The organism is Shewanella algae, from assembly GCF_009183365.2.
GTDB lineage: Bacteria > Pseudomonadota > Gammaproteobacteria > Enterobacterales > Shewanellaceae > Shewanella > Shewanella algae.
Genome location: NZ_CP068230.1, coordinates 857244 through 883446 on the forward strand (window position 1 = coordinate 857244; position 26203 = coordinate 883446).

Annotated in this window: 22 protein-coding genes; 8 read left to right on the forward strand and 14 right to left on the reverse strand. The window is 54.0% G+C overall.

The features are described 5' to 3' along the window. Positions 1-107 precede the first annotated feature (107 nt). Positions 108-1607, reverse strand: coding sequence for a DEAD/DEAH box helicase (locus tag E1N14_RS03905; protein WP_025010343.1), 1500 nt, complete (start codon positions 1605-1607; stop codon positions 108-110). Positions 1608-1830: 223 nt separating this feature from the next. Between E1N14_RS03905 and E1N14_RS03910 the strand changes: the two genes are divergently transcribed. The 5 genes from E1N14_RS03910 to E1N14_RS03930 all read left to right on the forward strand — a co-directional run bounded on the left by E1N14_RS03910 (position 1831) and on the right by E1N14_RS03930 (position 7907). Further along, positions 1831-2877, forward strand: a complete 1047-nt coding sequence (locus E1N14_RS03910) for a DUF3626 domain-containing protein (protein ID WP_025010344.1) — start codon at positions 1831-1833, stop codon at positions 2875-2877. Positions 2878-3232: 355 nt separating this feature from the next. Continuing rightward, positions 3233-5110, forward strand: coding sequence for a heme ABC transporter permease/ATP-binding protein CydD (cydD, locus tag E1N14_RS03915; protein ID WP_025010345.1), 1878 nt, complete (start codon positions 3233-3235; stop codon positions 5108-5110). A 1-nt stretch (position 5111) separates the two neighbouring features. Next, complete coding sequence (gene cydC, locus E1N14_RS03920; RefSeq protein WP_025010346.1) at positions 5112-6857, forward strand: heme ABC transporter ATP-binding protein/permease CydC; 1746 nt, start codon at positions 5112-5114, stop codon at positions 6855-6857. Positions 6858-7047: 190 nt separating this feature from the next. After that, positions 7048-7338, forward strand: a complete 291-nt coding sequence (locus tag E1N14_RS03925; protein WP_025888568.1) for a DUF134 domain-containing protein — start codon at positions 7048-7050, stop codon at positions 7336-7338. After that, complete coding sequence (locus E1N14_RS03930) at positions 7335-7907, forward strand: NifB/NifX family molybdenum-iron cluster-binding protein (RefSeq protein WP_025010347.1); 573 nt, start codon at positions 7335-7337, stop codon at positions 7905-7907. The genes E1N14_RS03925 and E1N14_RS03930 overlap by 4 nt, the downstream gene beginning before the upstream one ends. An 87-nt stretch (positions 7908-7994) precedes the next feature. Here the strand turns inward: E1N14_RS03930 and E1N14_RS03935 are convergent, their stop codons facing one another. Next, positions 7995-9293 carry a DUF5666 domain-containing protein gene (locus E1N14_RS03935; protein ID WP_025010348.1) on the reverse strand — a complete coding sequence of 433 codons (1299 nt, stop codon included), beginning with the start codon at positions 9291-9293 and terminating at the stop codon, positions 7995-7997. 407 nt (positions 9294-9700) lie between these two features. Here E1N14_RS03935 and E1N14_RS03940 point away from each other — a divergent pair, with 407 nt between their 5' ends. Further along, on the forward strand, positions 9701-9964 hold the full coding sequence (locus E1N14_RS03940) for a hypothetical protein (RefSeq protein WP_037474925.1): 264 nt from the start codon (positions 9701-9703) through the stop codon (positions 9962-9964). 230 nt (positions 9965-10194) lie between these two features. Beyond that, entirely contained in the window at positions 10195-11424 is a 1230-nt protein-coding gene (locus tag E1N14_RS03945) for a dicarboxylate/amino acid:cation symporter (protein ID WP_025010350.1), read from the forward strand. Positions 11425-11499: 75 nt separating this feature from the next. On the opposite strand, the gene putA is transcribed toward E1N14_RS03945, so the two are convergent. The 4 genes from putA to E1N14_RS03965 form a co-directional block, all read right to left on the reverse strand. Continuing rightward, on the reverse strand, positions 11500-14691 hold the full coding sequence (putA, locus tag E1N14_RS03950) for a bifunctional proline dehydrogenase/L-glutamate gamma-semialdehyde dehydrogenase PutA (RefSeq protein ID WP_025010351.1): 3192 nt from the start codon (positions 14689-14691) through the stop codon (positions 11500-11502). 255 nt (positions 14692-14946) lie between these two features. Then, positions 14947-15525 (reverse strand): TIGR04211 family SH3 domain-containing protein, encoded by a 579-nt coding sequence (locus E1N14_RS03955; protein ID WP_025010352.1) that lies wholly within the window; start codon positions 15523-15525, stop codon positions 14947-14949. A gap of 127 nt (positions 15526-15652) precedes the next feature. Beyond that, positions 15653-16921: an inorganic phosphate transporter gene (locus E1N14_RS03960; protein ID WP_025010353.1), complete on the reverse strand. Its 1269-nt coding sequence runs from the start codon at positions 16919-16921 to the stop codon at positions 15653-15655. A 27-nt stretch (positions 16922-16948) separates the two neighbouring features. Beyond that, positions 16949-17629, reverse strand: coding sequence for a TIGR00153 family protein (locus E1N14_RS03965; RefSeq protein WP_025010354.1), 681 nt, complete (start codon positions 17627-17629; stop codon positions 16949-16951). Between the two features lie 232 nt (positions 17630-17861). Between E1N14_RS03965 and E1N14_RS03970 the strand changes: the two genes are divergently transcribed. Then, on the forward strand, positions 17862-19346 hold the full coding sequence (locus E1N14_RS03970; RefSeq protein WP_037436941.1) for a CYTH domain-containing protein: 1485 nt from the start codon (positions 17862-17864) through the stop codon (positions 19344-19346). A gap of 79 nt (positions 19347-19425) precedes the next feature. On the opposite strand, the gene E1N14_RS03975 is transcribed toward E1N14_RS03970, so the two are convergent. The 8 genes from E1N14_RS03975 to E1N14_RS04010 all read right to left on the reverse strand — a co-directional run bounded on the left by E1N14_RS03975 (position 19426) and on the right by E1N14_RS04010 (position 26092). Next, on the reverse strand, positions 19426-20223 hold the full coding sequence (locus E1N14_RS03975; protein WP_025010355.1) for an ion transporter: 798 nt from the start codon (positions 20221-20223) through the stop codon (positions 19426-19428). 71 nt (positions 20224-20294) lie between these two features. Beyond that, entirely contained in the window at positions 20295-20621 is a 327-nt protein-coding gene (locus tag E1N14_RS03980; protein ID WP_025010356.1) for a hypothetical protein, read from the reverse strand. Positions 20622-20627: 6 nt separating this feature from the next. Continuing rightward, on the reverse strand, positions 20628-21278 hold the full coding sequence (locus E1N14_RS03985; RefSeq protein WP_025010357.1) for a hypothetical protein: 651 nt from the start codon (positions 21276-21278) through the stop codon (positions 20628-20630). A 6-nt stretch (positions 21279-21284) separates the two neighbouring features. Continuing rightward, on the reverse strand, positions 21285-21974 hold the full coding sequence (locus E1N14_RS03990; protein ID WP_025010358.1) for a PspA/IM30 family protein: 690 nt from the start codon (positions 21972-21974) through the stop codon (positions 21285-21287). An 11-nt stretch (positions 21975-21985) separates the two neighbouring features. Then, positions 21986-22399, reverse strand: a complete 414-nt coding sequence (locus E1N14_RS03995) for a YjfI family protein (RefSeq protein ID WP_025010359.1) — start codon at positions 22397-22399, stop codon at positions 21986-21988. Positions 22400-22478: 79 nt separating this feature from the next. Further along, positions 22479-24206 carry a polyamine aminopropyltransferase gene (locus tag E1N14_RS04000; RefSeq protein WP_062793525.1) on the reverse strand — a complete coding sequence of 576 codons (1728 nt, stop codon included), beginning with the start codon at positions 24204-24206 and terminating at the stop codon, positions 22479-22481. A 4-nt stretch (positions 24207-24210) separates the two neighbouring features. Further along, a complete protein-coding gene (locus tag E1N14_RS04005; protein ID WP_025010360.1) occupies positions 24211-25110 on the reverse strand; it encodes a DUF350 domain-containing protein in 900 nt (299 codons plus the stop codon). Positions 25111-25141: 31 nt separating this feature from the next. Beyond that, positions 25142-26092 (reverse strand): hypothetical protein, encoded by a 951-nt coding sequence (locus E1N14_RS04010; RefSeq protein WP_044733743.1) that lies wholly within the window; start codon positions 26090-26092, stop codon positions 25142-25144. Positions 26093-26203 lie beyond the last annotated feature (111 nt).

Below are 26203 nucleotides of genomic sequence, written 5' to 3' on the forward strand. Positions count from 1 at the left end.
ATGGTAAAGGGGTATTGTAACAGGCGGGGATGGTTTTTAGGCAGACTAATCTAGCAGCATTGAAAAAGCCCACTCGGGTGGGCTTTCAATCTCAGGCTTGATTGAGCTTAGCGCTCATTTCTTTGCCGGGAGCCGCGCGCTTGTGAGTCGCGTTGCTGTGATGTTCGGCCCTGGTTATTGCGCTGCTGACCTGAGCTGTTATTGCCCTTGCCGGCGCCTTGCGGCTTACTCTCCTGAGAGCGACCGCCCTGAGGCTTGGCGTTTGTGGGCTTACGTCTGGCACTTGAACCCTCGGTCTTGGCGCCCTGGGCCGGACGACGATGGCGGTTTTCAGCATTGGCCGGCTTGTTGCCATTACCTTTGTCCAGGTTGCCGCTGCGCTGGCCATCCTGATGTCCCTCTTTGGGCTTTTTCGGCTTCTTGGGCTTTTTCGGGCCTATCTTGTTCGGGTTGAGCCGCGATTCCGGCAAGGCTTCCTGAGGTTCGAAGCCATTGACGATTTCACGCTCGATAGTCTTGCCGATCAGCTGCTCTATGTCTTTGAGCTGCTTGAATTCTTCCGCACTTACCAGAGACACTGCCTGACCACTGGCACCGGCGCGGCCGGTACGGCCGATGCGGTGTACATAGTCTTCGGCCACATTGGGCAGATCGAAGTTAACCACTTGCGGCAACTGATCTATATCCAGGCCGCGGGCGGCAATATCTGTGGCAACCAACACCTTAACCTTGCCACTCTTGAAATCGGCCAGTGCCTTGGTCCTGGCACCCTGGCTCTTGTTGCCGTGGATGGCGGCCGCGCCAATCCCTTTGCTATCCAGGTGCTTGGCCAGACGGTTGGCACCGTGTTTGGTGCGGGTAAACACCAGTACCTGTTGCCACTTGTACTCTTTGATAAGCGAGGTCAGCAGCGCCGATTTCTTTGACTTGTCTACCGGGTGCAACTTCTGGCTCACCCGCTCGGCGGTGCTATTGGCCGGAGCCACTGAGATCTCGGCGGGATCGTGCACCAAGCCCTTTGCCAGGCGGCGAATGTCGTCAGAGAAGGTGGCACTGAACATCAGGTTTTGTCGCTTGGCCGGCAGCAAAGCCAGAATTTTTTTGATGTCGTGAATAAAGCCCATATCCAGCATGCGGTCGGCCTCGTCCAGCACCAGCACTTCCAACTGGCCGAATTTGACGGCATTTTGTTGGTACAGATCCAACAGGCGTCCAGGTGTGGCCACCAGGATATCGACCCCTTTTCTCAAGGTCTGCATCTGTGGGTTAATGGAAACACCGCCAAAGACCACTGAGCTACGCAGATCCAGATGCTTGCCATAGAGACTGACGCTTTCGGCCACCTGAGCGGCCAGCTCACGGGTGGGTGTCAGCACCAAAGCGCGGATATGGTTGCCCCGCGGACGAATGCCACCATTGAGACGCTCCAGCAAAGGCAAGGTGAAGCCGGCGGTTTTGCCTGTCCCTGTCTGGGCGGCAGCCATCACATCCCGGCCCTGCAATACTGCGGGAATGGCCTGGGCTTGAATGGGGGATGGAGTGGAGTAACCTTGTTCGGCGACAGCGTTCAAAATCGGGGCCGACAGGCCCAGGGAGGCAAAACTCATGCAATCTTCTCAATTGACAGCGCGGAGCTGAGATATGGGAGCCGCAGTGCACAGCGTTGCGGCGAAGGCGGCAAGCTTACAGCATTTGCGGCTAAAGTGCTAATTGCAGCCAACTTGAACCCTTTTATTTTACGCTTGTCTTAACTTTTACTGTTGCAAAGCAGCCGCTTAACCTATCTTGGAAAAGCAAGAGCCAAATTCAGGCCTCAACTCGGTGAGGTGTATGGGGGCAATAGAGCATATACAGGCACAGGCCCTGCATCGCAGGGAGTATGCCCTGAGCGTGATCAAGAATGTGCAGTCGATGTCCGCCATCGACACGGCACGGCTTGCGCTCGGGTTGAATATGCTGGCTCAACATGGCCGTATCGCCTTTCATTTCCACCCGGACAGAATCGACTCCCGCGGTTGGCCCGTGTTGGCTGGTATGCTGGCCGACGGTATTTACAAGACCCAGTTTGAAACTCGTGTATCCAACGGCAAACTCTCACCTCAGGTTGGTGGTCCGCGAGATCATTGGGAAAACCAGCTGTTCGGCGACTGTTATCGTGGCGCCAGAGGGCGCCCCAAATACGGCGCCCTGGATCTGGGCATGCACCAAAACGGCCCCTCGGCCCGTTTCGGCAGTTGTTATCTGTTGTCATCACCTGCGTTGTTGCACCGCTGCACATTCAGCTATCTGGACTCCTGCCGTGAGCCCAGGGAAAAAGGCACTGCGGCCTGCTTTGAAGATATTTTTGCCGCACTGTTCAATGAGTGCTTTGAACGTAGTTCGGCATTGGGCGTAGGTCAGTTGCGCCCGGCGGCCTTGGTCGATTATCTAGTTGATGCCTTGCCTTTGGGGGTGGCAGCCAGGTTTGAGCGCCCCATGAGCGGTGACCTGGATCATTACATTGAGGCTCAATGCCATGGTGAGCTGGTGATAGGTGAAGACCTGACTCACTTGGTGGCCGACCCGGCATTCAAAGGCACAGAGATGGAGATTCTGATTCAGCGCTTGTGTGACAAGTACCGACTGCAGCTGTGTTGGCATCAGGGCTATCAAATGCCGGTTGATGAGGTGCCGCCAGATTTTCGCGGTGCCGCCATGCCCAAGCTCGCCTCCTTGGTGGCACCGGATGGCCTGCTCGATGCCCGTCTGATAGGGGAGGCGGCGCTGGCACTGCATAAAGATCCGCAGCAGTGGCGCATGCATGGCAATGAAACCGAGCTCAAGCAGCAGCTCAAGTTGCTGTGGCATGTGCTGGTGCGTTTTGGTCACAGCCGTTGAGGGCACTCCATCTCTGGTCGGTAGTCTCGATTGAGCTGGTATTACCCCGTGAGTATGCACCGTGTGCTCACTGCGGTAGCTGTGCCATCGAAGTGAACCTCTAGCATTAGTAGATCTAGCGTTAAGTAGATTGTGGGGATGGCGTTAACCTGGGCTTAATCCGTTCGGCGTAAGATACGATTATTTGATCTGGCGCAAATTTTGTGAGTCCGGTAACAGTTCCTTGGCGGCGGGTTTCTTCCCTTGGCAATGCCTGCGATACTGCTTTCCTACCGAACGATTCGCCTTAGGTCAAGCTATTGCCTTGCGGCTTTGGCAGCAATAGAGTCATTAGCTGATTTTGCAGTAGGATCCCATGGACAAATCCTTAGAGAAACAACTCGGTCGCTGGCTCAAAGCGCAGCAATCTGCCTGTGGCCCCTTCCTTAAACTCTCTGTGTTGTTGGGCGTGCTCAACGGCTTGGCGCTGGTGGGCCAGGCCTGGGTGCTGGCCACTGTGTTGCAGGGGCTAATCATCAACGAGCTAGAGAGGCAGGCATTTATTCCGCATATGTTGGCCTTTGCCACTCTGGTGTTGCTGCGAGCGGTTATCGCTTGGCTCAGGGAGCGAGTCAGCTTTGAGGCTGGCAGACGCCTTAGAGAGCAGATGCGTGCCGCCGTGCTCAATAAGCTTGAGCGTCTGGGGCCGGCCTTTGTCAATGGCAAGCCTGTCGGCAGCTGGGCCAGTATAGTGCTGGAACAGATAGAAGACTTGCAGGATTTCTACGGCCGTTACCTGCCGCAGATGAGCCTGGCGGCCTTTATTCCGCTGATCATCTTGGTATGTGTTTTCCCCATCAACTGGGCCGGTGGCCTGATTTTGCTCGGCACTGCTCCCCTTATTCCACTGTTTATGGTTTTGGTCGGCATGGGCGCCGCCGATGCCAACCGCAAGCATTTCAGTGCATTGCAGCAATTGAGCGGCCACTTTATGGATCGCCTCAAGGCTTTGCCGACACTCAAGCTTTTCTATCGCGCTGAAGCGGAGCAGCGCGCCATAGGCAAGGCCTCGGAAGACTTTCGTGAGCGTACCATGGCAGTGCTCAGAATGGCGTTTCTCAGCTCCGCCGTGCTGGAGTTTTTCGCCGCGGTATCCATCGCCATTTTGGCGGTGTATTTCGGCTTCAGTTATCTGGGGCACCTGGACTTTGGCCATTACGGCATGGGTATCAGCCTGTTTACCGGGATGTTTGTACTGATTTTGGCACCAGAGTTTTATCAGCCGCTGCGCGACATGGGCACTCACTACCATGCCAAGGCCCAGGCGGTAGGCGCCGCCGAATCCTTGATGGCACTGCTGGAATTGCCTGAGCCACTCAAGCGTGGCGAACAGCCCCTCTCCGGTGAGAGCATTGAACTGCAGGCCAGGGATCTCAAGGTGTTGAGCATAGACGGCGTGCCTTTACTGGGGCCGCTGAGTTTTAGCTTAGCGGCGGGCGAGAAGTTGGCCTTGGTGGGCCCGAGTGGCGCCGGTAAAACCAGCCTGCTCAACGCTCTGCTGGGGTTTCTGCCCTATGAGGGCAGCTTAAAGCTCAATGGTATTGAACTGGCCGAGCTGGATCCTGCCGCCTGGCGCAGCCGTATCGCCTGGCTTGGCCAGAATCCTCAGCTGTTCCACGGCACCATCGCCGATAATCTGCGCCTCGGCCAGCCCGAGCTGACCGAGGCGCAATTGTGGGATTATCTGCAACAGGCCAAGGTGGCCGACTATGTTCGCGCCTTGCCGGATGGGCTGGCGCATCAATTGGATGAATACAGCGGAGGCCTGTCTGTGGGGCAAGCGCAGCGGCTGGCTTTGGCCCGTGCCCTTGGGCGTCAGGCGCAGCTGTTTATGCTCGATGAGCCCAGCGCCAGCCTCGATAGCCAGAGTGAACAACTGGTGCTTAGTGCGCTGTGGCAGGCGATGGCAGGCAAGAGCTGCATGATGGTGACCCACAGATTGGATCAACTGGATCGGATGGACAGAGTCCTGGTGCTGGATCAGGGAAAACTGGTGCAGCAGGGCACCTTTGCCGAGCTCAAAGCGCAGCCGGGCTTACTGGCACAGATGTTGGATGAGCTGCCGCTGGCGGTCTCCCTCGATGATACGTCAAAGGCATCGGCGCCGCCGATTGCCGCGGCCACTGAGGCGGAAGCCGGGGCAGACTCAAAACCCGCGTCTGAGTCAAAACCAGAGTCAGGGGAGGAGCGCTGAGATGAAGCTGTTACTGCCCTTTATCCGGCTGTTCCGCCGCCAGTCGTTGATGATGTTTGTCGGCCTGCTGCTGACAGTAACGACCCTAATGGCCGGTATTGGCCTGTTGTCGCTCTCCGGCTGGTTCTTATCTGCTACGGCAGTGGCCGGTCTGGCTCTGGCAACGGCGGAAACCTTCAACTACTTTACTCCGGCGGGCGGGGTGCGTTTCCTCTCCATTGCCCGCACGGCAAGCCGCTACGGTGAAAGGCTGGCTACCCATGAGGCCACTTTCAGGATCCTGACCGATCTCAGGCTGTGGGCCTGGCGCTCTTTGCTGCCTTTGAGTGAACGCAATCTATCCGGGATGCGCCGCGGCGATCTGCTCAACCGTTTGGTGGCCGATATCGACACGCTAGATCACCTGTATCTGAGGTTGTTGACGCCGCTGACTGCCTTCTTGCTGATGTTGTTGGCATTGACCACCTTTATCGGTTGGTTTGATCTCAACTTGGCCATCCTGCTTTGTACTGGCCTCTTGCTCAGTTGGTTGTTGTTGCCGAGTGTGTTTTATCTGCTTGGCAGGCAGCCCGGGCGCGAGTTGATTGAAGCGCGGCGCAGCTACCGGGTACGGCTGCTGGAGTGGTTGTCCGGCCAGGCAGAGCTGAGTTTGTTTTCCGATGCCAAAGACGGCGCTGCTGAAAGCTTTCGGGCGGAACTCGACCGCGCCGAGCAGAGCTGGTTTGCCAGTCAGAAGGCGATGGCGGCGATCACCGGCCTGAGCCAGGCCATGTTGATCCTCTGTCACGGCTTGTTGGTGTTGCTGTTGCTTTGGTTTGCCGCCGCTGGTGTTGGGCCGGCCGTGCCTCCCGGGCCTTTGCTGGCCATGGTTTTGTTTGCCACTCTGGCCTGTATCGAGATGATGATGCCGCTGGCCGGCGCCTTTCAACATCTGTCTTCTGTGCTCTTGGCCGCCAAGCGGGTGTCCGAGCTGACAGAGCAGCGCTCTGACATTGAATTCCCTGCCGTCTCGGCAGCCATGCCCGAGAGCGGCGCCCTTATCATCAAAGATGTGCATTTCGGTTACACAGATACCCAGCCAGTGCTGCAGGGCTTGTCGCTGCAGGTCTCGGCGGGCAGCAAGGTGGCGCTCCTTGGGAAAACCGGCTCGGGTAAGTCCAGCCTGCTGGCCTTGATAACCCGTCAGTGGCAGCCGCAGCAGGGGGAGATACTGCTGGGCGGCGTGCCTGTGGCCTCCTTGGATGAAAAGACCTTGCGGGCTTCCATGACAGTGGTCAGTCAGCGGGTACAATTGCTCAGCGCCAGTCTCAGAGATAACCTGCAGCTGGCCTTGCCGGAAAAAGTCACTGATGACACGCTAGCCGAGGTGCTGCGCCAGGTTGGGCTGGAGGGGCTGCTTGAGGGCGAGGGGCTCAATGCCTGGATAGGTGAGGGCGGGCGTCAGCTATCCGGTGGTGAGCAGCGCCGGATCGGCGTGGCTCGTGCATTGCTGCGGGATGCGCCATTGCTGCTGCTTGATGAGCCCACAGAGGGGCTTGATCGGCGTACCGAGCAGGAGATCCTCAAGTTGCTGCTGCAGTTTGCCAAAGATAAGACGCTGGTGATGATAAGCCATCGCTTAACCGGTATGGCGCAGATGGATGCCATTCACCTGTTGGATGAAGGCAAGATAGTGTCCAGTGGCAGCCATGAGCAACTGCTGCAGGAGTCGACCGCCTACAGCGCCCTGTATCAGAGGTTACATTGAGCCGCAGAGGTTCAAAAAAAGACTCAAGAAGATACTCAAAAAGAGGCTCAAGTTAGCTTATTCAAAGGGATGCATCGGCATCCCTTTTTCTTTGAAAGCGCTAAATTCTCGCCTGGATCACAGATCCCATAAGGGTTCAAAGTCAGAATAGAGTTATTGGCATATGCCAATAACCAATAAGGATACTCCCATGCCCAGACCCAGAAAATGCCGTCGCCTGCAGCATGGCACGCCCTGCCGCTTCTACAAACCCAACGGCATTCCGGCCTCAGCCCTGGAGGCGGTCGCCTTGGCAGCCGATGAGTTTGAGGCCCTGGCGCTAGCCGACTTTCGCGGTCTGGCGCAACAAGAGGCCGCCGAGCAGATGGGGATATCCAGACAGACCTTTGGCAACTTGATTAAGCAGGCACGCCATAAGCTGGCCAAGGCCCTGATAGAGGGACAGATGCTGGAGTTGCCCCACACTGAGGAGCAGAGATGATAGTGATACCCTTGAGCCGGGGCCGCTTGGCCGGGCATTTTACCAAGGCCAAAGAACTGGCCTTTTATGATAACCACCATAACCACTGTTTTACCCTGGATAACCCGGCAGCCGCAGGCGGTAACTGCGCCGCCAAAAAGGCGATGCTGCAACTTATCAAGGACAAAGGTGGCCGCATTGTGTTGGTGGATCAAATCGGCGAGCGAATGTTGGGTAAGCTGCTCGATGGCGGCATCAGCGTTTGTCGGCCCGCTAAAGAGAACAGCGATATCGCCGCTTTGCTGGTTGCGGCCAGCGATATTCAGTTACGGCTGACCAATGCCGCGGCTGGACGTCCGTCACTCAAACATCAAGCCAAAGGAGGTTGTGGTGGCGGCTGTGGTTGCCATGGTCATAATGAAACCGGCGCAGCTTGTCATGGTGATGATCATGGCCATGAAGCGGAAGCGAAAGGCGGTTGTGGCGGCTGTGGCTGTAAGAGCCGCTCCGACGCCAAACTAAAACCTCTTGGTGACCCGTTAAACCAACAAGGCAAGTTGAGTTACGCAGGCTTCAGGCCTTTGCGATAAAGCCATCTACAAAAATAGAAACAAGAGTGCCGGCAGTAAGCCGGCACTCTTCTGCCCAAAACCTTGGGTTAGCAAAGTCTTGCGCTATCAATCATCCAGGCGGCACTGGCTCAGCAGTTCGCCACTTAAGCGGCATTCCAGGTCGACCCTCTTGCCGATATGGGGCTTGAGGCTGTCGTCGCTGGCCTTATAACCCCAGAGGCTGGCGCCTTGGCCGTCATCATTGACCAAGCCCTTGAGCTCTATGTCCGCTTCCTGCACCTCAGGTTCAATTTCCATTACCAGGAATTGGCCATTTTGCTCTGATCCTTCAACCTGTACCCAGGTGCCGTTGATGCTGGCTTGGTTCAAACCATCTTCAAAGCGGGTCTGAGGCGTCAGTGTCAACACTATGCCGTTGATGCTGAATACACCGGCCTCATACACTGCCTTGCCTTCAACCTCGAAGCCGTGGCCCGCAATTACAGGAGGCTGACTCTGTTTCTCAAATTCAATTTCGGTGGCCTTCAGCTCTTGAGTATCGTCTTGCCACAGGCCTTCCACATCGACCAAGGCACCGGGTTTGAGATCGGCAACAGTGCCATCTTCAAAGAGAGTCTTGCCATCCAGTGTCACTTGCCATTTTTGGTTCAGGGTAAAGCGGGTTTGCAACTCGTTGACCCAGGTAACCTGACCTTCGAGTTCCACCTCAGTGCCGTTGTCCAAATCCGGGGCGCGTTCGACTTCCACTTCAGAAGCCAGTAATACTTCACCCTGATATTGACCTTCAACTTCTACCCAGGAACCATTGGCCAGTGTGCCTTCTACCTGCACGGCATTGGCACCATAGTCCACCTGCATGCTACCGATATAGAACTGCTTCAGATGGGTGTCCAGCTTGCTTACCCGGCCTTCAACTTCCATCTCTTGCCTGTCATTGTCGATAGCAAAATAGGTGGCCTTGAACTGGTTATCACTCAGGTTATAACCACTGATCTCAACTATGTCGCCGGCCTTAATTTTACTTATGTCCAGCCCTGTCACCCGGTAGCCGGCCACAACAGCCTGCTCGCCATCAATAGCGCTCACCGGGGAAACCAGCACAGGGTCATAATCCACGCTGGTGGCACTGCTGCCATCTGTGTTGATGTTGAGCTGCATACCGGGTTTCAGCTCGGCGACACTGGCCTTGGTTTCATTGATTTCAACACTGGCCCGGGCCGCCGGGATTGCTACACCATTGACCCAGAGCTTATCCGTATCGACCTTTTGCAGGGTACCTTGGATAGTCTTGGCCAAAGTGGAAACCGGCGGTTGGGGATCGGGATTGTTCGGCTCATTGGAGTCTGAACCGCCACAGGCGCTCAGTCCGGCAACGAGAGGAACCAGCCATATGCTTCTTTGCATTCTGTTCTCCTTAGGGTCATGGATTTCAAAAACGGCGGCAGAATAAACAACTGCAGATGAGGCCAAGATGAGGAGGGAATTAAACTTTGTTAATAATCGGGTGTTGCCGTTAATAAATAGCGGGTTACTGTGAAAATCCCCGTGCTGTAGTGGTTTTTTTTCTGAAGCGGTTATGGGAATAAATCTCCCATATTGGCCGCAATTGAGGCACAAACATGCGGTTGCAGCGCAATCAATGCGCTTTGATGTTTTTTGCCTTGTAGGAGCCAGGCTTTTATCCCGTAGGAAAACATTAATAGCTAAAAAAGAGAACAAGTTACTACTTGGCTCAACACCTTTTTATGGCTAAAGTTATCTGTATTAGGAAAGTCGTGACAATGATGTCCACCCTCAATCAGGAAGATACTATGAACCCTACCAAAGAAAGCTCCTTGGATTTGGAAGTGATCAGTTTGCTGGAAGACAAGCAAAAGATTCTTGCAATTAAACACCTGCGTGAACGTGAGAACTTGAGCCTAAAAGAGGCAAAGAGGAAGGTGGAAGACTATTTGCAGGGGCATCCGGAACTGGAATTGGCCGACCAAGAGCCGGGGAGCGGCAATGCAATGGTCTGGATAGTGCTGGTGGCATTGGCCGCAGCGGCAGCCTTGGCAGTTTCTACTCAGCTGTAGGCTTTGAAATATCTCTACTTCTGGCCGCTAAAATCCAAGTTTTTTTAAACTTTCCTCATTTCTAGGCAAAGAGAATTGAATTTTTCCAATTCTCTTTGCATCTTTTGCCATTTTTGACTAATTGTTGAGCCTGAGTCGAGAAAACTCACGGAAGCGATTGGCTTGAATGTGGTACCTTTGCCCGCTTTGATTTTGACAAGATGACGCCCTTGTGCGGCGGGGACATAACAATGAATAACAAACACTGGATTGGCAATATCGGCGTGCAAGTCGTGATTGCCATGTTTTTGGGGGCGGCTGTCGGCTGGTGGTTGGGCAAAGATGCCAGCATGTTTGCTCCACTGGGGACTATTTTTATCCATCTAATCAAGATGCTGGTCATTCCTCTGGTATTGGTGGCCATCATCTCCGGTGCCGCCAGCCTGGGGGATACGCCATCGGCGGGGAAAATCGGTCTCGGAACATTCGGCTTCTTTATTGTGACTTCGGGCATTGCCGTGGCGATGGCATTGGCGCTGGGAAACCTTTTTGAACCGGGCAAGGGTGTTGATTTTACCGCTCACAGTATGACGGATCTGATGGAGGTCACCAAGGAGCAGGGCGATCTCCCCGGGGTGATGGATACCTTCATCGGCATGATACCGACCAATGTGTTTGAGTCGCTGACAGGCGGCAATATTCTGCAGATCCTGGTGTTCAGTATCTTCTTCGGCATAGCACTGACCAAGGTCAAGGGCGATGGTGCCAAGCCGATCCTCGGCGCGCTCAACGCCATCACGGAGGCCATGGTATGGATGATCAACTGTGTGATGCTGGTGGCCCCCATAGGCGTATTCGGTCTGATGGCTGACTCAGTCGGCACCTTTGGTTTTGAAGCCCTGGAGGTGGTATTTAAACTGTTCATCGTCTTCGTTGGGGCAATTTTGATTTATGGTTTCATCTTCTTCCCCTTGGTGGTGCAACTGTTTTCCAAGGTGTCGGCGGCACGCTTTATCAGTGCAATGAAAAAGCCCCAGGTCATGGCGCTGTCCACAGCTTCCTCCATGGCAACCTTGCCGGTGAATATGGAAACCTGTGAGCAGGAGTTGAAAGTCTCAAAAGCCACGGCTTCTTTCGTATTGCCGTTGGGCGCCACCATCAATATGAGCGGCAACGCCATCTATTATGGTTTGGTCGCCATGTTTTTTGCCCAAATGTATAACATTGATCTGAGCCTTGCCGCCTATGCGGCTATCATCTTCACCTCTACCTTGGGCGCTATTGGCCAGGCCGGGGTGCCGGGACCTTCTTTCCTGGTGGTGGCCGTATTACTGGCGGCCAAGATCCCTATTGATGGACTGCCACTGCTGTTTGCCCTCGACCGGGTATTTGACATGATACGTACATCGCTGAATATTACCGGCGATGCAGCCTGCGCTCTGGTGATGGACAACTTTTGTCCCGAGGAAGCCAAGAGCTGATAGCGTGAGTTTGTTTGCCGCGAGCAGGTAATAAAAAGCCAGGAAACTATTCCTGGCTTTTTTCATGGGTGGAGATTATTCCGCATCACCCAGTGACAGCAGAGTGGCATTGCCACCTATGGCTGTGATGTTGTTGGTACGGGTCTTTTCCGTCATAAAGCGGGTCAGGTAGTGTGGCCCGCCAGCCTTGGGGCCTGTGCCGGAAAGCCCCTGACCACCGAAGGGCTGTACACCCACCACAGCGCCAATCTGGTTACGGTTGATATAGACGTTACCTACATTGACTCGGTCGGCAACGCTCAGGGCGTGGCCTTCATTGCGGCTGTGGATCCCCAGAGTCAGACCAAAGCCTGTGCTGTTGATATCGGCAATCACCTTGTCCAGCTCTGAGGCTTTGAAACGGATAACGTGCAGTATCGGGCCGAAATGTTCTTTCTCCAGCACCTTGATGGAATCGATTTCAACCGCGGTTGGAGCAACGAAATGGCCATCTTTGCAGTCAGCGGGCAGCTCCACCTGTTTGATAAGCTTGCCTACCTGTTTGATATGCTCGATATGGGCATTGAGATTGGCCTTGGCTGTGGCATCGATCACAGGGCCGACATCTGTCTTCACTGAACCAGGATAGCCAATACTGAGTTCATCCATGGCACCCTTGAGGATCTCCAGTACCCGATCGGCGATATCTTCCTGCAGATAGAGTACCCGCAGCGCCGAGCAGCGCTGGCCAGCGCTGGTAAAGGAAGAGGCAACCACATCGTTGACCACTTGCTCCGGCTGGGAGGTGGAGTCTACCACCATGGCATTTTGACCACCGGTTTCGGCGATAAGCGGAATGATGGCGCCTTCGCGGGCAGCCAGAGCACGGTTGATCACCTTGGCCGTGCCGGTCGAACCTGTGAAGCATACGCCGCCGATACGTTCGTCGCTGGTCAGTGCAGCGCCGACACTGGCGCCTGTGCCCGGCAGGAATTGCAGCGCTTCTTTGGGGATCCCGGCTTCATGGGCCAGTTGTACGGCGCGGTAACCCACCAGGCAGGTTTGCTCGGCAGGTTTGGCGATAACTGTGTTGCCGGCAGCCAGGGCAGCAGTCACCTGACCGAGGAAAATCGCCAATGGGAAGTTCCAGGGGCTGATACAGACAAAGACACCGCGGCCTTGAACAAACAGCTCGTTCAATTCACCGGTTGGTCCAGGGAGCAGTTCGGGCTTGCTCATCATCTTCTTGGCCTGCACCGCATAGTAGCGGCAGAAGTCGATGGCTTCACGGACTTCATCTATGCCGTCCTGCAGACTCTTGCCTGCTTCGCGGGTACAGAGCACGATCAGCTCTTCGCGATTTTCTTCCAGCAGGTCGGCCAGTTTTTGCAGCGCGCTGGCGCGCTTTTCCACCGGTGTGCGACACCAGGCTGGGAAGGCGGCGACGGCTGAACTTATGGCCTGCTCGACGGCTTGGTTGTCGGCAAAAACCACCTGACCGACGGTTTGTGTCGTGTCATAGGGGCTGACAACCGCCTTTGACTCGCCGCTCAGGGTTTCACCATTGATCAGCGGGCCGCCATGCCATTGATGAGTCTTGAACTGATCCAGTGCTGCGAAGAAGGGTTCGGCTTCAGAGAGAATGTTCATATTGAGTCCCTTGGAGTTTTTGCGTTCACTGCCAAAGATGTCGGCAGGCTTCACTATCTTGTTATTGGCCAGGGTTTTGTATTGTTTGACTGTCACCAGAGGGTGGGTGATCAGTGAATCGATAGGCGTTTTGGGATCCACCAGCTTATGCACAAATGAAGTGTTGGCACCGTTTTCCAGCAGACGGCGCACCAGATAGGGCAGCAGATCTTTATGGGCACCTATCGGGGCATAAATTCGGACGGTGCGAGCTCGGCTTTCCGCCAAAATAGTGTCGTACAGTTCCTGTCCCATGCCATGAAGACGCTGGAATTCAAACTCACGATCGCCGGCCATATCGCTGATGGCAGCGACCGTCTGGGCGTTATGGCTGGCAAATTGTGGATAGATGGCACCACGGGTCTTGTCCGACAGCAGGAAACGGGCACAGGCCAAATAGGAGAGATCCGTCCCCACCTTGCGGGTGTAGAGAGGGTAACCGGCTTCACCTGCCTGCTGAGCCCACTTGAGTTCGCTGTCCCAATAAGCGCCTTTCACCAGTCGCAGCGGGATTTCATCGCCTTGCTCTTTGGCAAGCTTGGTCAGCCACAGGAGCACAGGCAGTGCCCGTTTGGAGTAAGCCTGCACCACTATGCCCAAAAGGCCCCAGCCCTTGGCGGCTTCTGAGTTGTATAGCTTGCGGAACAACTTGAGCGACAACTCGAGACGGTCTACCTCTTCGGCATCGATAGAGATACCGACATTCAGGCTGCGAGCTTGCTCAATCAGCTTGATCACTGTGGCATACAACTCGGACATGACTCTGTCTTCATTGGCCACTTCATAGCGGGGATGCAGCGCCGACAGTTTGATGGAAATCGTCGGTCTGGGCGCCTGGGATTCATCGTACTGCTGGGCTCCCAATTCGCTGATGGCGTGGGAGTAATCCTGGAAGTATTTCTGGGCGTCTCTCTGGGTCAGTGCGGCTTCACCCAGCATGTCGTAAGAGTGGGTATAGCCCTGCTTGCGCTTGTCTTCACTGTTTTTCAGCGCTTCTTTAACTGTGCGGCCGAGTACGAACTGCTTGCCCATGATCTTCATGGCGGCATACATGGCTTGACGGATCACCGGCTCACCCAAGCGATTAACCAAGCGCTTCAATAAGTTGCTTGGACTGCCATCCAGGTTGCGATCCAGTTTGACGATTTTGCCCGTCAGCATCAGGCCCCATGTCGAGGCGTTGACCAATACAGAATCACTCTTTGACAGATGCTCGTCCCATTTGGCACCTGATAGCTTGTCTTCAATCAGGGCATCGGCCGTTTCCGGATCCGGGATCCGCAGCAGGGCTTCGGCCAGGCACATGAGTATGATGCCTTCCTGAGTCTCAAGGCTGTATTGCTGTAAAAAAGCGTCTATACCTACCATCAGACCTTTTTTGTCATATTGACGAACCTTGCTGACCAAGTCGTGGGCGCGACGGGTCACACGCTCTATGGTTTCGTCACTCGACGGGACTAGCTTGATCAGATCGGACAGATATTGCTCTTCGTCGACAATATAGTTGTCACTGATGGCTTTAAAGAGTTCGTCGAGATTGGCGCTATCATAGTGGCCTGCCAGAACTTCACTCGCTTTGAACATAGTTATCGCTTCCATCTAAGCCGGTTGGGGGGCAGTTAAGGACTGCTCGAATTACCTGGAATATGTCTGACGCAAAAGACGCTTTATTATTTTTGTATACAATATTGGCGCTTGCGCGCGCCGATTATACAATCAAAATGTGATCTGTGACACCAATCTTGGCGGGAATGTGAAAATTGTTTAATTGGCTTTACGTAGCCCAGCTGTAAAGTCACATAAACAAAAGGCCAGTGGTTTTAAACACTGGCCTTTGAGAAGGGAAAAATGCTATTACATCCAACGATCTTTCTTGCGTCGCTGTGGTCTTGGCATGTAAACCAGAATGACCCCGAGGATCAAACCCAGGGCGGCGATGAGCCCGCCTTCCTGCCACATACGGAAACGTTCATTGTCTTTCATCGACTTGAGCTTGGCTATGGCTTCATCGCGTTCTGTGCTGGCTTCAGCCAGTTCCGCCTGAGCCTTGCTCAGCTGAGACTTGAGGCTGCCAAGCTCGCCCTTGAAGTCACCATTTTCGCTCTGAAGTCCTGTGAGCTGGCCTTTGGCTTCGGCCAACTGGCTTTCCAGTTCTGAGACGCGAAAACGCAGCGACTTGTCCTTGGAGATCATGCTGGTCAATACCCAGCCTTCACGATCCTTATGGTCGATAATCTTGGTGTAATCGCCTTGGCGCTCAGGCAACACGCTTATCTGCTGACCGGCTTCGACACTACCCAGGATCCGGTATTGAGTGCCGGGTCCACCATGAATGTAGATGAAGACATCGTCCGAAATATAGCGCGTCTGGCCTTGGGCCAATAGGGTGGGAGACAGGAGCATCATCCCTATGAGAGTCAGGAGTCTTAACACTTAGTCATTCTCTGTCGCAAAATACTGCCCACATGCTAGGGATTTGAGGGCGCCAATGCAAGAGGGAAGTCATTCGACTTCCCTCTTATAATCATGATATTTACCGTGATTTCTACAGCTATTTCTGTTAGCCGAACACACCTTTAATGGTGAAGAAGAACAGAATAGACAAGCCGGCACCGGCTGGCAGGGTGACGACCCAAGAGACCACAATGTTGCGAACCACACCGATATTGATGGCGGCAATACCCCTGGCCATGCCCACACCCAGTACCGCACCCACCAGAGTTTGAGTGGTGGAGATAGGCAAACCTGTACCCGAGGCGATAACCACGGTTGACGCAGCAGCCAGCTCGGCGGCAAAGCCGCGACTTGGGGTCAGGTGAGTAATATTTTTGCCTATGGTGGTCATTACGCGCTTACCGAATATGGCCAGTCCCATAACGATACCGACGGCGCCTAGAGGCAGAATCCACCAAACCAAAGCTGACTTAGAGCCGATTTCTCCGCCACTGCTGACTACAGAGACTACCGCGGCCAATGGGCCGATGGCGTTGGCCACGTCATTGGAACCATGGGCAAAAGCCATACAACAGGCAGTCACTACCATCAGGATAGCGAAGACTCTTTCCACGTTACCAAATTGAGTTTGGCGGTCATTTTTGCTGCTCATTTTCAGGCGGCTGATGGCAATTTTACCTGCGATACCCACCAGAATGGCAATCGCCAGTGCCAGCAGATAGGCTTCGACAGTGCTGAACTTGAGACCAACGTGTTTCAATCCTTTGGTGATGGTGACCAAAGACATTACAAAGCCGGCAAAGGCCATGTAGAAAGGCACATAACGTTTGGCGTTACCCAGAGGATCTTCGGTGTTGAAAATCAGTTTTTGTACGCTCTGGAAAATCATAAAGGCGATAAAGCCGGAAATCGCAGGGGTGATGACCCAAGAGCCAACGATACCAACGACTTTGCCCCAGGCAACGGCTTCAGTGCCCACGCCCACGGCGGCAAAACCTATGATGGCACCCACGATAGAGTGAGTGGTGGAAACCGGCCAGCCCAGAGCTGATGCGGCGACCAGCCAAATGCCTGCGGCCAGTAGCGAAGCTATCATGCCGTAGACCAGGAGTTCCGGCACTTCGGTAAAGTAGCTGGAATCTATGATCCCATTGCGAATGGTGCTGGTGACTTCGCCACCGGCCAGATAGGCCCCGGCGAATTCAAAGATCATTGCGATAATGATCGCTTGCTTAATGGTAATTGCGTTTGAACCAACAGACGTACCCATTGCATTCGCCACGTCGTTGGCTCCAATGCCCCAGGCCATAAGAAACCCGAAAACAGCCGCGATACCTATGAGCCAGGGGCCATAGGTGACTAATACATCAACCATGTTGTTACCTTGATAACCTTTTGTTTGTTAGACGCGAGCCAGCATCAGCTCAAGGCGGGAACCGACACGTTCGGCAAGATCTGCCAGGTCACCAACCCACTCAATTATCTTATAGAGAAACATGACATCGATAGGATTCAGTTCAGCTTCCATAGCGAACAGCTGTCGACGCACCTGAATTTGCAGATCATCAGTGTCTTCTTCGATGGCATCGAGTTCACTGATCATTTTGGCAACCAAATCCACTTCACGGCCACGGAAGCCTGCTTCCAGCAGATCATCGAGCTCGTTGATCGCTTCTTTGGCCAGGGCGACTGCATCCAGGCAGCGCTGCAAATAAGCGATGAAAGGGGTTTGGATGGTTTGAGGGACAAGCAGTTGGCGGCCGATGATTCGACCTGAAATATCTTTGGCTTTATTGGCGATTTTGTCCTGTTGAGTCAGGAGCTCCAGCAAGTCAGTCCTTTCTACTGGCATAAACAAACCACCTGGCAGTGTCAGGCGGATTTCGCGTTTCAGTGAGTCAGCTTCTTTTTCCTCTTGGCTGATCTTCTTGCGAATAGTGACCGCATTGTCCCAATCTTCAGCTATGGTTGCTTCGAAGAAGGGCACAAGTAACGAAGCGCAATCGTATACTTTGTCTATATGCTCTTGCAGAGGTTTTATCGGCGATTTTGCAAACACGCCTAAAATAGAGTTTACTGGCATAGCCGTTTACCTATTTAGGTTATTCCACTATTGGAAAAGCGGGCGAATGTTAACCCAAGCGTCCGCTTATTGAAACTGTGTTTTTACAGAAAACACGTCAGTTCTTATTCTATCGGGTTATATATCACCCGACAGGATAATCCTAGGTCATTTTTGTGACAACAATATGACATTGTGACCTCGAAATGACGAGATGATGAATTTTTGATGACAAAATGAGCAGTAGTGCACCATGGATGCCGACAATCAACAAAATGAGATAGAACTTAAGCTCTTTTTCCCCGCCACGGAAGTCAGTCGCCTGACCACATTTCTGAACTCCTTACCCGCCGCCACATCCCAAGGGTGCCAGCAGCTAAGTAATGGCTATTATGATACGCCCGAGCTGGCACTGCGTCAGCTGGATATGGGCCTTAGAGTCCGCGGATGTGATGGCAAGCGGGAGCAAACTATAAAAACGGCCGGTCGTGTTAGCGGTGGGATCCATAGTCGGCCGGAATACAATGTCGATATAGACGCCAATAGCCCGGTTTTGTCGCTATTTCCCGCCGAAATTTGGCCTGAGAATTCCGACATCGATGCGTTGCAGGCCCGGCTTACCTGCCTGTTTCATACCGATTTTCAGCGTTGCCGCTGGTTGGTGGTTCAGGGGGAGAGCCTGATAGAACTGGCTCTGGATACCGGCACTATCGCCGCCGGGGGCCAGAGCGAATCGCTTTGTGAGTTGGAGTTTGAACTCAAGCGTGGCCGGGCGGCCGATCTCTTGCCGTTGGCACAGCAGGTTGCTGCCAATCTGCCCATGCGTCTTGGGAAGGCTAGCAAGGCGCAGCGAGGTTATCGTCTGGCGCAGCAGGCCAGTCCGCTGGCGTTGGAGGCGCTGCAATATATCAGCCTGCCCTGCGACAGTGATATCAAAGCTACCCTCCTGGTGGTGCTGGAAACGGCGCTGGAGCGTTGGCAGCTGTTGGAGGGCATGATTGCCGAGAGTTTGGATGACCCGGCAGGGCAAGCGTTATTGTGGCAGCGTCTGCGCTCCTGTGTGCGCCTGCTGCGCTTGACCCTGGGCCAGTTTACTCTGGGCAACAGCCAGACAGATGCGGGATTTTCCTGGCTGGAGCAGCAACTCGCCTTTGTAACAGAAGCCAACTCTCTCACGCGTCTGGCCCAGGATAAATTGTTGCTTGGTAAGTTGGCCAATGCCGAGAGCGTGCGCGAGCGAGCCGTGCAACAGTTGCAAAAGATGGATTTCCGCAGCCGCTTGCAAGCGCTATGGCAGGATTGCCGTTATGGTCAGCTGCAGTTGCAACTGGTGAATATGTTGCTTGAGCTGGCCAGTGGCGAGATGCAGATAGCCGTGGCAGGGGGCTTGAAGGGAACCTGTGACGGTCTGCAGGAGGCTTCCTGGCAAAAACTGCTGGCGGCCATGCCGGGAGACGAACTCAGCCGTGATGATTATCTCAAGCTGGCAGCTCCCTTGGATGAAGGCATTCTGGTGGGGCTGGCCTATGGCAGTCTCTACTCATCCAAGGCTCGCGATAGTTTCCGCGCGCCCTGGCAGGACTTGAGTCAGGGGATCATCAGTCTTGGCGCTTATGCCATGGCCGAGCAGTTGGCGCCAGAGCTTGCCGAGGCTTTGGCAGACAAACAGCAGAGTCTGATTTTTGCCATGGAACAATCCCGCAAGATGGCACTGCAGCAGCAACCCTACTGGCGCTGATGCCTGGTAAGAGTTCCGGACGAATCGCCTGGGAGTAAGCACTAAAAAGGACGCCTCGGCGTCCTTTTTAGTCGATTGATTAGTCCCGTTGTTGCTGCGCCAGCTTCTGTTTCAAGTCGGCGATTTCCGTCAGCATCTGTTGTTGGTTGGCTTCCATGCGTTCGAGTACCAAATCTAACTCGCTCTTGATGACCTTGCTTTGGTTTTCCAGGCTCTCCTGCTCATCGGGAGCGACAAATAGTGATGCCATATAACCGGAAATAACCCCGAAGAAACTGACCCCGCAGACGATGACCACCCCACCTATCACATGACCCACTGTAGTCACAGGGTAAAAGTCACCGTAACCTACGGTGGAAATGGTCACTATTGCCCACCAGATGGCGTTTTCGGCGGTTTGAATATTGGCGCCTTCGGCGCCGCTTTCCACCAGCAACATCAATACCGAGGCTATGGTGATGATGGTGACCATGGATACCAGCAAGCTGGCGATGGTGGCCTGACGCCTTTGCTTCAGCAGTGGCCCTATCAGGGAGCGACTCATGCGAATGAGCCTCAATACCCTGAGGATCTGAAATAAACGGGCAAAGCGCAGTGCTTCAATCGCCGGAATACTGGCGACAAAGTCGACCCAGTGAGACTTGATATAGGTGAGTTTATTCTCTGCCCGGAACAGACCCACCAGGAAATAACTCATAAAGATAAAGCAGATACCCGTATCAATATAAAACAACAACTTGTGGGTTTCAGGATCGACAGGGACAAAGGTCATGATAAGGATCACAACCACAGAGATCAGCGACAACATCATCATCGCCAATTCGAAAGGGGAGACCTGAACAGGCGGTTTCAGGAACCAGCGAGATTTATCCGGCATTGGTTCTTCCATTGAGAAACTTTGTATCCTTTCAGGGTAAAAGACTTGCCGTTAGCTGTAAACGCGCTTGTTTATTGCTCGTCTACGAATTGTACCAGGTCTTCCAATACCCGTTTTTTGATTTCCAATTGCGCATCCGGAGCCAGGCCGTATTTTTCGGCGAGCTGGACATAATCGGTGGGGCTGAGCGAAACGGTTAACCGTGGCCGCTTGGGACGCTTGGCCACGGATAAACCCAATATCATGCGTATCTGATCTGAAGGGCTGACACCTGTATCCAGGGCCGCCTTGCGGATGGAGTATTGAAACCTTTCATCCAGATCAAAAGCTACCTGAGTCGCCTTGGCAGCCTTTTGGTTTTGTAACCATTTTTCCGGATAAGGGTGGTTCTTGCTCATGCCGCATTATTCTCCTGGCCAGTAGTCACGAATATCGCTGAGGGGGCGGTAAAGGGTCAGCGCAACGTCGGTTTCGCCGCCTTCATAGACTTCGATATCCAGAGCGCGAGACTCATCGTCATCCAGCAACTGATAGCTTTCGAAGGCATCACCTGTTGCACCGTCAGCATCCTGAGGCGGCCTGAGTCCACGGTAATCTTCCCGGTGGAAATAGCCAAACTCAGCAAAACTGACCTGATGGTAGTGTTTCCCGAGCCATTGCTCAAGCATCTCAGTCTCGGCAGTGAGTGCCTTGGTACTCAGCTCTGCTTTCCCCGGCTCATCGAAGATCGCGGAGAAATCATCCAGATCGAATAAGGCATCGACCTGAGCGCGGCTTATCTTCAGCGAGAAAGCCAGCCAGGTTTCGTCGTCTTCATCCAGCCCCAGATAGATGGCTTCGCCGCTGTGCCCCTTGAGTACCCATTCAGTCGACTGACTGCGCTGATACTCATAGGTATTGACGGCTTCGACCCTAAGCTGCTGCCCGCGCAGATGCGCGGGCAGGGCAAAGCTGTCATCAAGGGAGATCATATCGCCCTTTTGCAGCTCTGATGGGTGCTTAAGCTGACGCACTGGAGTTTCTTTTTTGCCAAACAGGCTGCCAAAGAATCCCATAGGTTATCAGCCTTTCTTAGCTTTCAAACGCTCGAGCACATCGCTGGCGTTGCTCTTCTGCTCGCCGATACCTGCTTCAGCCAGCTTGGCTTTCAGCGATTGGTCGCTGTTCTCGGCTTCCAGGTTTTCGGCAGCCTTCAAGCGGTCGTCAAACTGTTGCTGACGTGCCTTGATACGCTCCAGTGAGTCTTTGGCGTTGAGCAGCTTGGAGTTGCTTGACGCGAAAGAGTCGGTAATGGAAGCCGTGGCCTTTTGCACGCTTTCAGTGGTCTTGACCATGCTCAACTGACGCTGATAGTCGGCCAACTGACGTTCGGTCTTCTTCACCAGATCTTTCAGGCGGGCAGCATGGGCGCTGAAGCTGTCGTTGGCAGTTTGTTGCTCGGCCAGTTCCATTTCCAGCTGGGCAATCTTCTCGGCCACTTCCAGTGCCAGAGTTTCATTGCCTTTTTCCAGTGCCTGAGTGGCATAGCCTTCATGCTCGGCGACAGCACGCTTAATGCGATCGATTTCACGGCTGGCTTGCATCTCTTTGGCCATCACATCTGTCAGTTCACGCTTGGCCTTGGTGAGGTGTTTCTCGGCGTCACGGATCTCCTGTTCGAAGATGCGGGTTGAGTTGGCATCCACTATGCTTTGGCCGACTTCGTTGGCCCCACCGCGGAATGCTGTAAGAATTTTGTTCAGTATGCCCATGATTTGGCTCCTTATTTCAAAAAGTCGACCAGTTCGTCAATGACTTCGAGACAGTTGTCAGACAGGACAGAGAGTTCCTGCTCTATTTCCAGCATGCTCGATTGCAGGGAGAGTGCACCGTAAACCACATACTTATCGTCAATCTTGGCGAATGAAGACAGTGGCATAGGGATGTTGAGTTCCAACATGGTTTCAAACATCTCGGCACGGCGTTCCTGCTTGAGTTCATCCTCTCCCCAGAGATAACTGATGCAGAGGATTTGGTTTTCCGTTACCGAAACAAATACGGGGATCTCTTCACGGCCAACCACATTGACCTGCAACACTTCTACATCCCCTTCAATGGGGTAACAGTCAAACTGGAACCCAGTAGAGCTGTTGTCGCCAAGTCCATTTAAATGATTGGCAATAGTGTGAATATTCATATTTGTCCTCTTTGACATATTATGTCTGCGTTTAAAGATAACACCGAGACATAATATGTCAAGCGTTATCTTTGCCTGTTTAAAAGGTTGCTACACCCTGTTCATCTGTCCATGCCTGCAGGTGGTAGTAATACAGCTGCAGCGAGCCTATGGTGTTGGGCTGAACCTGGTCCATCTTAGTGTAAAACTGTTTCGGAAACTCGAAGGCTCCGCGAATAAGCCCGGGCGTCAACCAGTCATCCTCTACCGGCAGTTGCTGCATCTGCTGCAGCCGGCTCTTGGCGTCCTGGCCATTGAGTGTCCCTATGGTCCAGCCCCATTCGCCAAAGCTGGGCACATTGTGGTGATACTGATTCACCTTGAATCCCGCCAGTGCCAGGGTCTTGCCTACAGAGATAAAGGCCTTGGTCGCATGGTAAGGCGAGGTGGACTGTATACTGATGGCCCCATCTGCGCTCAAAAGTTCCCTGAGTTTTTTATAAAACAGGTCTGAATAGAGCTTATTGAGATCCGGATGTGAGGGATCAGGCAGATCCACTATGATGGCATCGTACTTATCGCCGCGGGCCAGCAAGCGGTCGACACCGTTAAAGGCATCGTCGAAAACCATTTCCACCCTGGGATCGGCAAAGGCGTTGCCGTTGAGGCCGAGCAATGCTGTCCTGAGATCTTCCGGTACTTCAGCCCCGGGTTCTTTGAACAGTTTGACCATCTCGGCATCGAGATCCACCAGAGTGACCTGCTTGGGTTGCCATTTCAGTAGCTGTTTCAAGCCCAATCCATCACCGCCGCCTATGATCAACACCTTGTCGTGACGGGCACTGGCAGCCAGAGTCGGATGTACCAGAAAGGCGTGATAGATATGCTCATCGCTGGAGGAGAACTGCAGCCGGCCATTGATATAGAGGGAGTAAACAGGCGGCAGATGGTTACCCATCAGGCGCTTGGTCAGTGTCAGTTGCTGAAACCGGGTAGCCTTGGCATAGACCACCTTGTCTTGATACAGGAGGTTGTTGAATCCTTGCTCCCAGGTCGGCCCCTTGATGGCCAGCATCAGCAGCACTCCTGTGGCCAGTACGTGTGCCGCCAGTAACCAGTTGGCGGCGCGGATCCTGTCCCTGAAGCGGATGATAAAGATAAACCCGGCCAGGAGGTTAAAGGCGGCGGTCATGGCTGCAGCCAGCTGGATATCCAGCGCCAGCATAAAGCCGACCCAGAGCGCCGCACCCACACCAGCACCTATATAGTCGGCGCCATAAATGGTGCCGGCATTGTGCAGCAGGTGTTCATCGGACAGTGCCTGACGCACCCTGGCAATGAGCGGGATCTCCATGCCTATCATCAAACCGAGCAACACACCCCAGAAATAGGGCAGGTAGCGGGACAACTCCTGAAAACGGCCGATAAAGCCACCCTGAGGCAGATGATCCGGCGGTAGCCCCAGAGTTCGTCCTATCAGTTCCGGTAGCTCGTGGCCAAAGCCGATGACGGCCGCGGTGATCAGAATCGCCAGTGAGCCCAGCAAGGCGACAGTTAATTCCAATACTGCAAAGCCGCTGAAGGCGCACTTTATCTTGCGGGCGGCAAAGGCCCCCAAGCCCATGGAGACTATCATCAAGCCTATCATGGTGTAGATGGCCGCCTCGAGGGCGCCCAAAATGCGCCCGGCATAATGGGAAAGCAGGTATTCGTATATCAGACCACAGGCCGCCAGTACCCCCATGATCCCCAGAAGCAAGGCATCATCGAGGGCACCTAAGTGACGTCTGTTGGGCTCTTGGGTGTTGGTGTGACTACTTAATGCCACGGGATCAGGCCATCAAAGCGGTGAGGATCAGCGCAACCGCTATGCTGATCGCCATTTCAACTGCGGCCAAGCCTATGTTGTGCTGCTTCTCCACCTCATCGGCGAGGTCAATTTTTGCCAGCACCAGGAGTTTGACCAGGGGCAGCAACAGGCTCAGTACCACCAACATAATGAAGGAGAACACCAGCCAGCCAAGGGCGTTGGTGACATAGGCTTCAGGGCTGAAGACGATAAAGTGACTGGCGGCATTGAAGCTCAGTGCCATGGCGATCATCGCCCCGGCATGACGTATCGCCAGGGCGGTATTTCCCTGCGCCAGCGCCTGCTGCATTGAGCTGTCCTGGTTGCGGGCGGCGTAGCGATTCTCTCTGAGGCGGGTCAGCAACACCAGCATCAATTGAGAAATAGCGAAGGCGCTGAGGATGGCAATAAAGGTATCCAGGGTCAGATCTTCGGCCCACAGCAGTACGGCGCGGATAATAATCGCAGTGGCGATAGCGGCCGAGGCATCGACTATGGCAACCGACACATTGCCTTTGAGCACCAGGGCGTTCTTGTCGATATTATTCAAGGCGATTTTATCGTGCAAAAAGCGCCCCAGTTTGATCAGCACTAGCCCAAACAGGCCATAGGCGCTCATGCCGATGGCTTCCTGCAGATAACTGTGAGCGGCGGCGCCGGTAATGGCGCCGGTCAGCACGATACCCAGTGCCGCCACAGCGCCGGCGGTGCTGATGCCGAAGGCGAAGTTGTCTCTGACCGCCAGCTCTTCACTGCTGTTTACCCGAACACTCCATCCCTGCAGGTAGCGGGTCAGAGTGAGCAGTACCACGGCGATAGAAAGGTCGATGGCGAGTATGACGGCCAGTTCCTGAGTGATGCCGAATTCCTGAAATAGAGTCATGTTCATTCCTTAAGTTGTGATCCTGGCTGAGTTATTTGCCCCGGCTGACACCACGGCTGGTGCGACTGCCAGAATTACGGAAACTGCTGTCTTTAGAGTAATTAGAGCGAAACTTGCTGGCCGTTTGCCCACTGCTGGATGGCTTGGGTGCGGCGCTGCTCTGACGAGAGAGGGCGCTTGAGCCGGAGCGGGACTTGGCATAAGGGCTGTCAAAGCGTTTGCCTTGAGAGTCGAAACGTTTTTTGGTGCGCTCATAGACCTGGGTTTGGGCTTTAGCCTGCTTGGGGGAGGTATAGCGATAGCGCCCCACATCATTGTAGTAGCTGTAATCCCTGCCTCTGGACCAGTTGTCATAATAAACAGGCCTGTGGAACAGGTTGGAAAACATGGAGTACATGCCATACCAGGCCCAAAAGGACATGCCGTTGGAATCGGTTTGCCACTGGCCATAGGCGGGGTTACCCACTAACTGGCTGCCGGCACCAAAGTCTTCCGAGCCATTGGCCAGGGTTGAAGCCTCGCGGCTGATGGCGTTGACCCTGGCGAGTTTGCCCTCTGACATATCGGCAATCACATTGACGGGATCTGAAAGCATGTCGTTGAACAGGCTGGAGTCCAGCGCTTGATAGAGGTTGTTTCCCTCTTCCAACTGTTGGTCAAGATTGACAAAGTTGCTCGCCACCTTGGCGTCTTTCACCCTGCTTTCCAGTGACTTGTACAGTGGTCCCTTACTGGTGGCATCCAGTGTCAGTTGTTCCACCAGCGGCTGTAGCTCCGGCCGCTGCTGCGCCAGAATTTGACCATACTGTTTGAGTAAGATGCCATTGCGCAGCTGGTCTTTGTCCAGCATCTGGCCGAGTTTTTCCAGACGTTGGTCATTCAGCTGTTGCAACTGGGCAATCTGCTCGGGTCTGTCGTCACCGCAGGCTGTCAGTGATAACAGCATCAGCAGACTGAGAATACGGATCAGCATTCCTGCCATGTTTTCTCCATTATGATAAGCACTTGAGCCCGGCAAACGCTGCTAAAACCTCTGGTCCCCGTAGGCCGTCAGTGCAAGTTGGTGTAATCTGTGCACAGAGTATCACCCACA

Excerpts from the sequence above, each read along its gene's own strand:
- E1N14_RS03980 (WP_025010356.1), bottom strand. The coding sequence starts at position 20,621 with ATGAGCAAGAACCACCCTTATCCGGAAAAATGGTTACAAAACCAAAAG.
- E1N14_RS03925 (WP_025888568.1), top strand. The coding sequence starts at position 7,048 with ATGCCCAGACCCAGAAAATGCCGTCGCCTGCAGCATGGCACGCCCTGC.
- E1N14_RS04010 (WP_044733743.1), bottom strand. The coding sequence starts at position 26,092 with ATGGCAGGAATGCTGATCCGTATTCTCAGTCTGCTGATGCTGTTATCA.
- E1N14_RS03910 (WP_025010344.1), top strand. The coding sequence starts at position 1,831 with ATGGGGGCAATAGAGCATATACAGGCACAGGCCCTGCATCGCAGGGAG.
- E1N14_RS03905 (WP_025010343.1), bottom strand. The coding sequence starts at position 1,607 with ATGAGTTTTGCCTCCCTGGGCCTGTCGGCCCCGATTTTGAACGCTGTC.
- putA (WP_025010351.1), bottom strand. The coding sequence starts at position 14,691 with ATGGAAGCGATAACTATGTTCAAAGCGAGTGAAGTTCTGGCAGGCCAC.
- E1N14_RS03985 (WP_025010357.1), bottom strand. The coding sequence starts at position 21,278 with ATGGGATTCTTTGGCAGCCTGTTTGGCAAAAAAGAAACTCCAGTGCGT.
- E1N14_RS03930 (WP_025010347.1), top strand. The coding sequence starts at position 7,335 with ATGATAGTGATACCCTTGAGCCGGGGCCGCTTGGCCGGGCATTTTACC.
- cydD (WP_025010345.1), top strand. The coding sequence starts at position 3,233 with ATGGACAAATCCTTAGAGAAACAACTCGGTCGCTGGCTCAAAGCGCAG.
- E1N14_RS03975 (WP_025010355.1), bottom strand. The coding sequence starts at position 20,223 with ATGCCGGATAAATCTCGCTGGTTCCTGAAACCGCCTGTTCAGGTCTCC.
- E1N14_RS03940 (WP_037474925.1), top strand. The coding sequence starts at position 9,701 with ATGAACCCTACCAAAGAAAGCTCCTTGGATTTGGAAGTGATCAGTTTG.
- E1N14_RS03970 (WP_037436941.1), top strand. The coding sequence starts at position 17,862 with ATGGATGCCGACAATCAACAAAATGAGATAGAACTTAAGCTCTTTTTC.
- E1N14_RS04005 (WP_025010360.1), bottom strand. The coding sequence starts at position 25,110 with ATGACTCTATTTCAGGAATTCGGCATCACTCAGGAACTGGCCGTCATA.
- E1N14_RS03935 (WP_025010348.1), bottom strand. The coding sequence starts at position 9,293 with ATGCAAAGAAGCATATGGCTGGTTCCTCTCGTTGCCGGACTGAGCGCC.
- E1N14_RS03990 (WP_025010358.1), bottom strand. The coding sequence starts at position 21,974 with ATGGGCATACTGAACAAAATTCTTACAGCATTCCGCGGTGGGGCCAAC.
- E1N14_RS03960 (WP_025010353.1), bottom strand. The coding sequence starts at position 16,921 with ATGGTTGATGTATTAGTCACCTATGGCCCCTGGCTCATAGGTATCGCG.
- E1N14_RS03995 (WP_025010359.1), bottom strand. The coding sequence starts at position 22,399 with ATGAATATTCACACTATTGCCAATCATTTAAATGGACTTGGCGACAAC.
- cydC (WP_025010346.1), top strand. The coding sequence starts at position 5,112 with ATGAAGCTGTTACTGCCCTTTATCCGGCTGTTCCGCCGCCAGTCGTTG.
- E1N14_RS03965 (WP_025010354.1), bottom strand. The coding sequence starts at position 17,629 with ATGCCAGTAAACTCTATTTTAGGCGTGTTTGCAAAATCGCCGATAAAA.
- E1N14_RS03945 (WP_025010350.1), top strand. The coding sequence starts at position 10,195 with ATGAATAACAAACACTGGATTGGCAATATCGGCGTGCAAGTCGTGATT.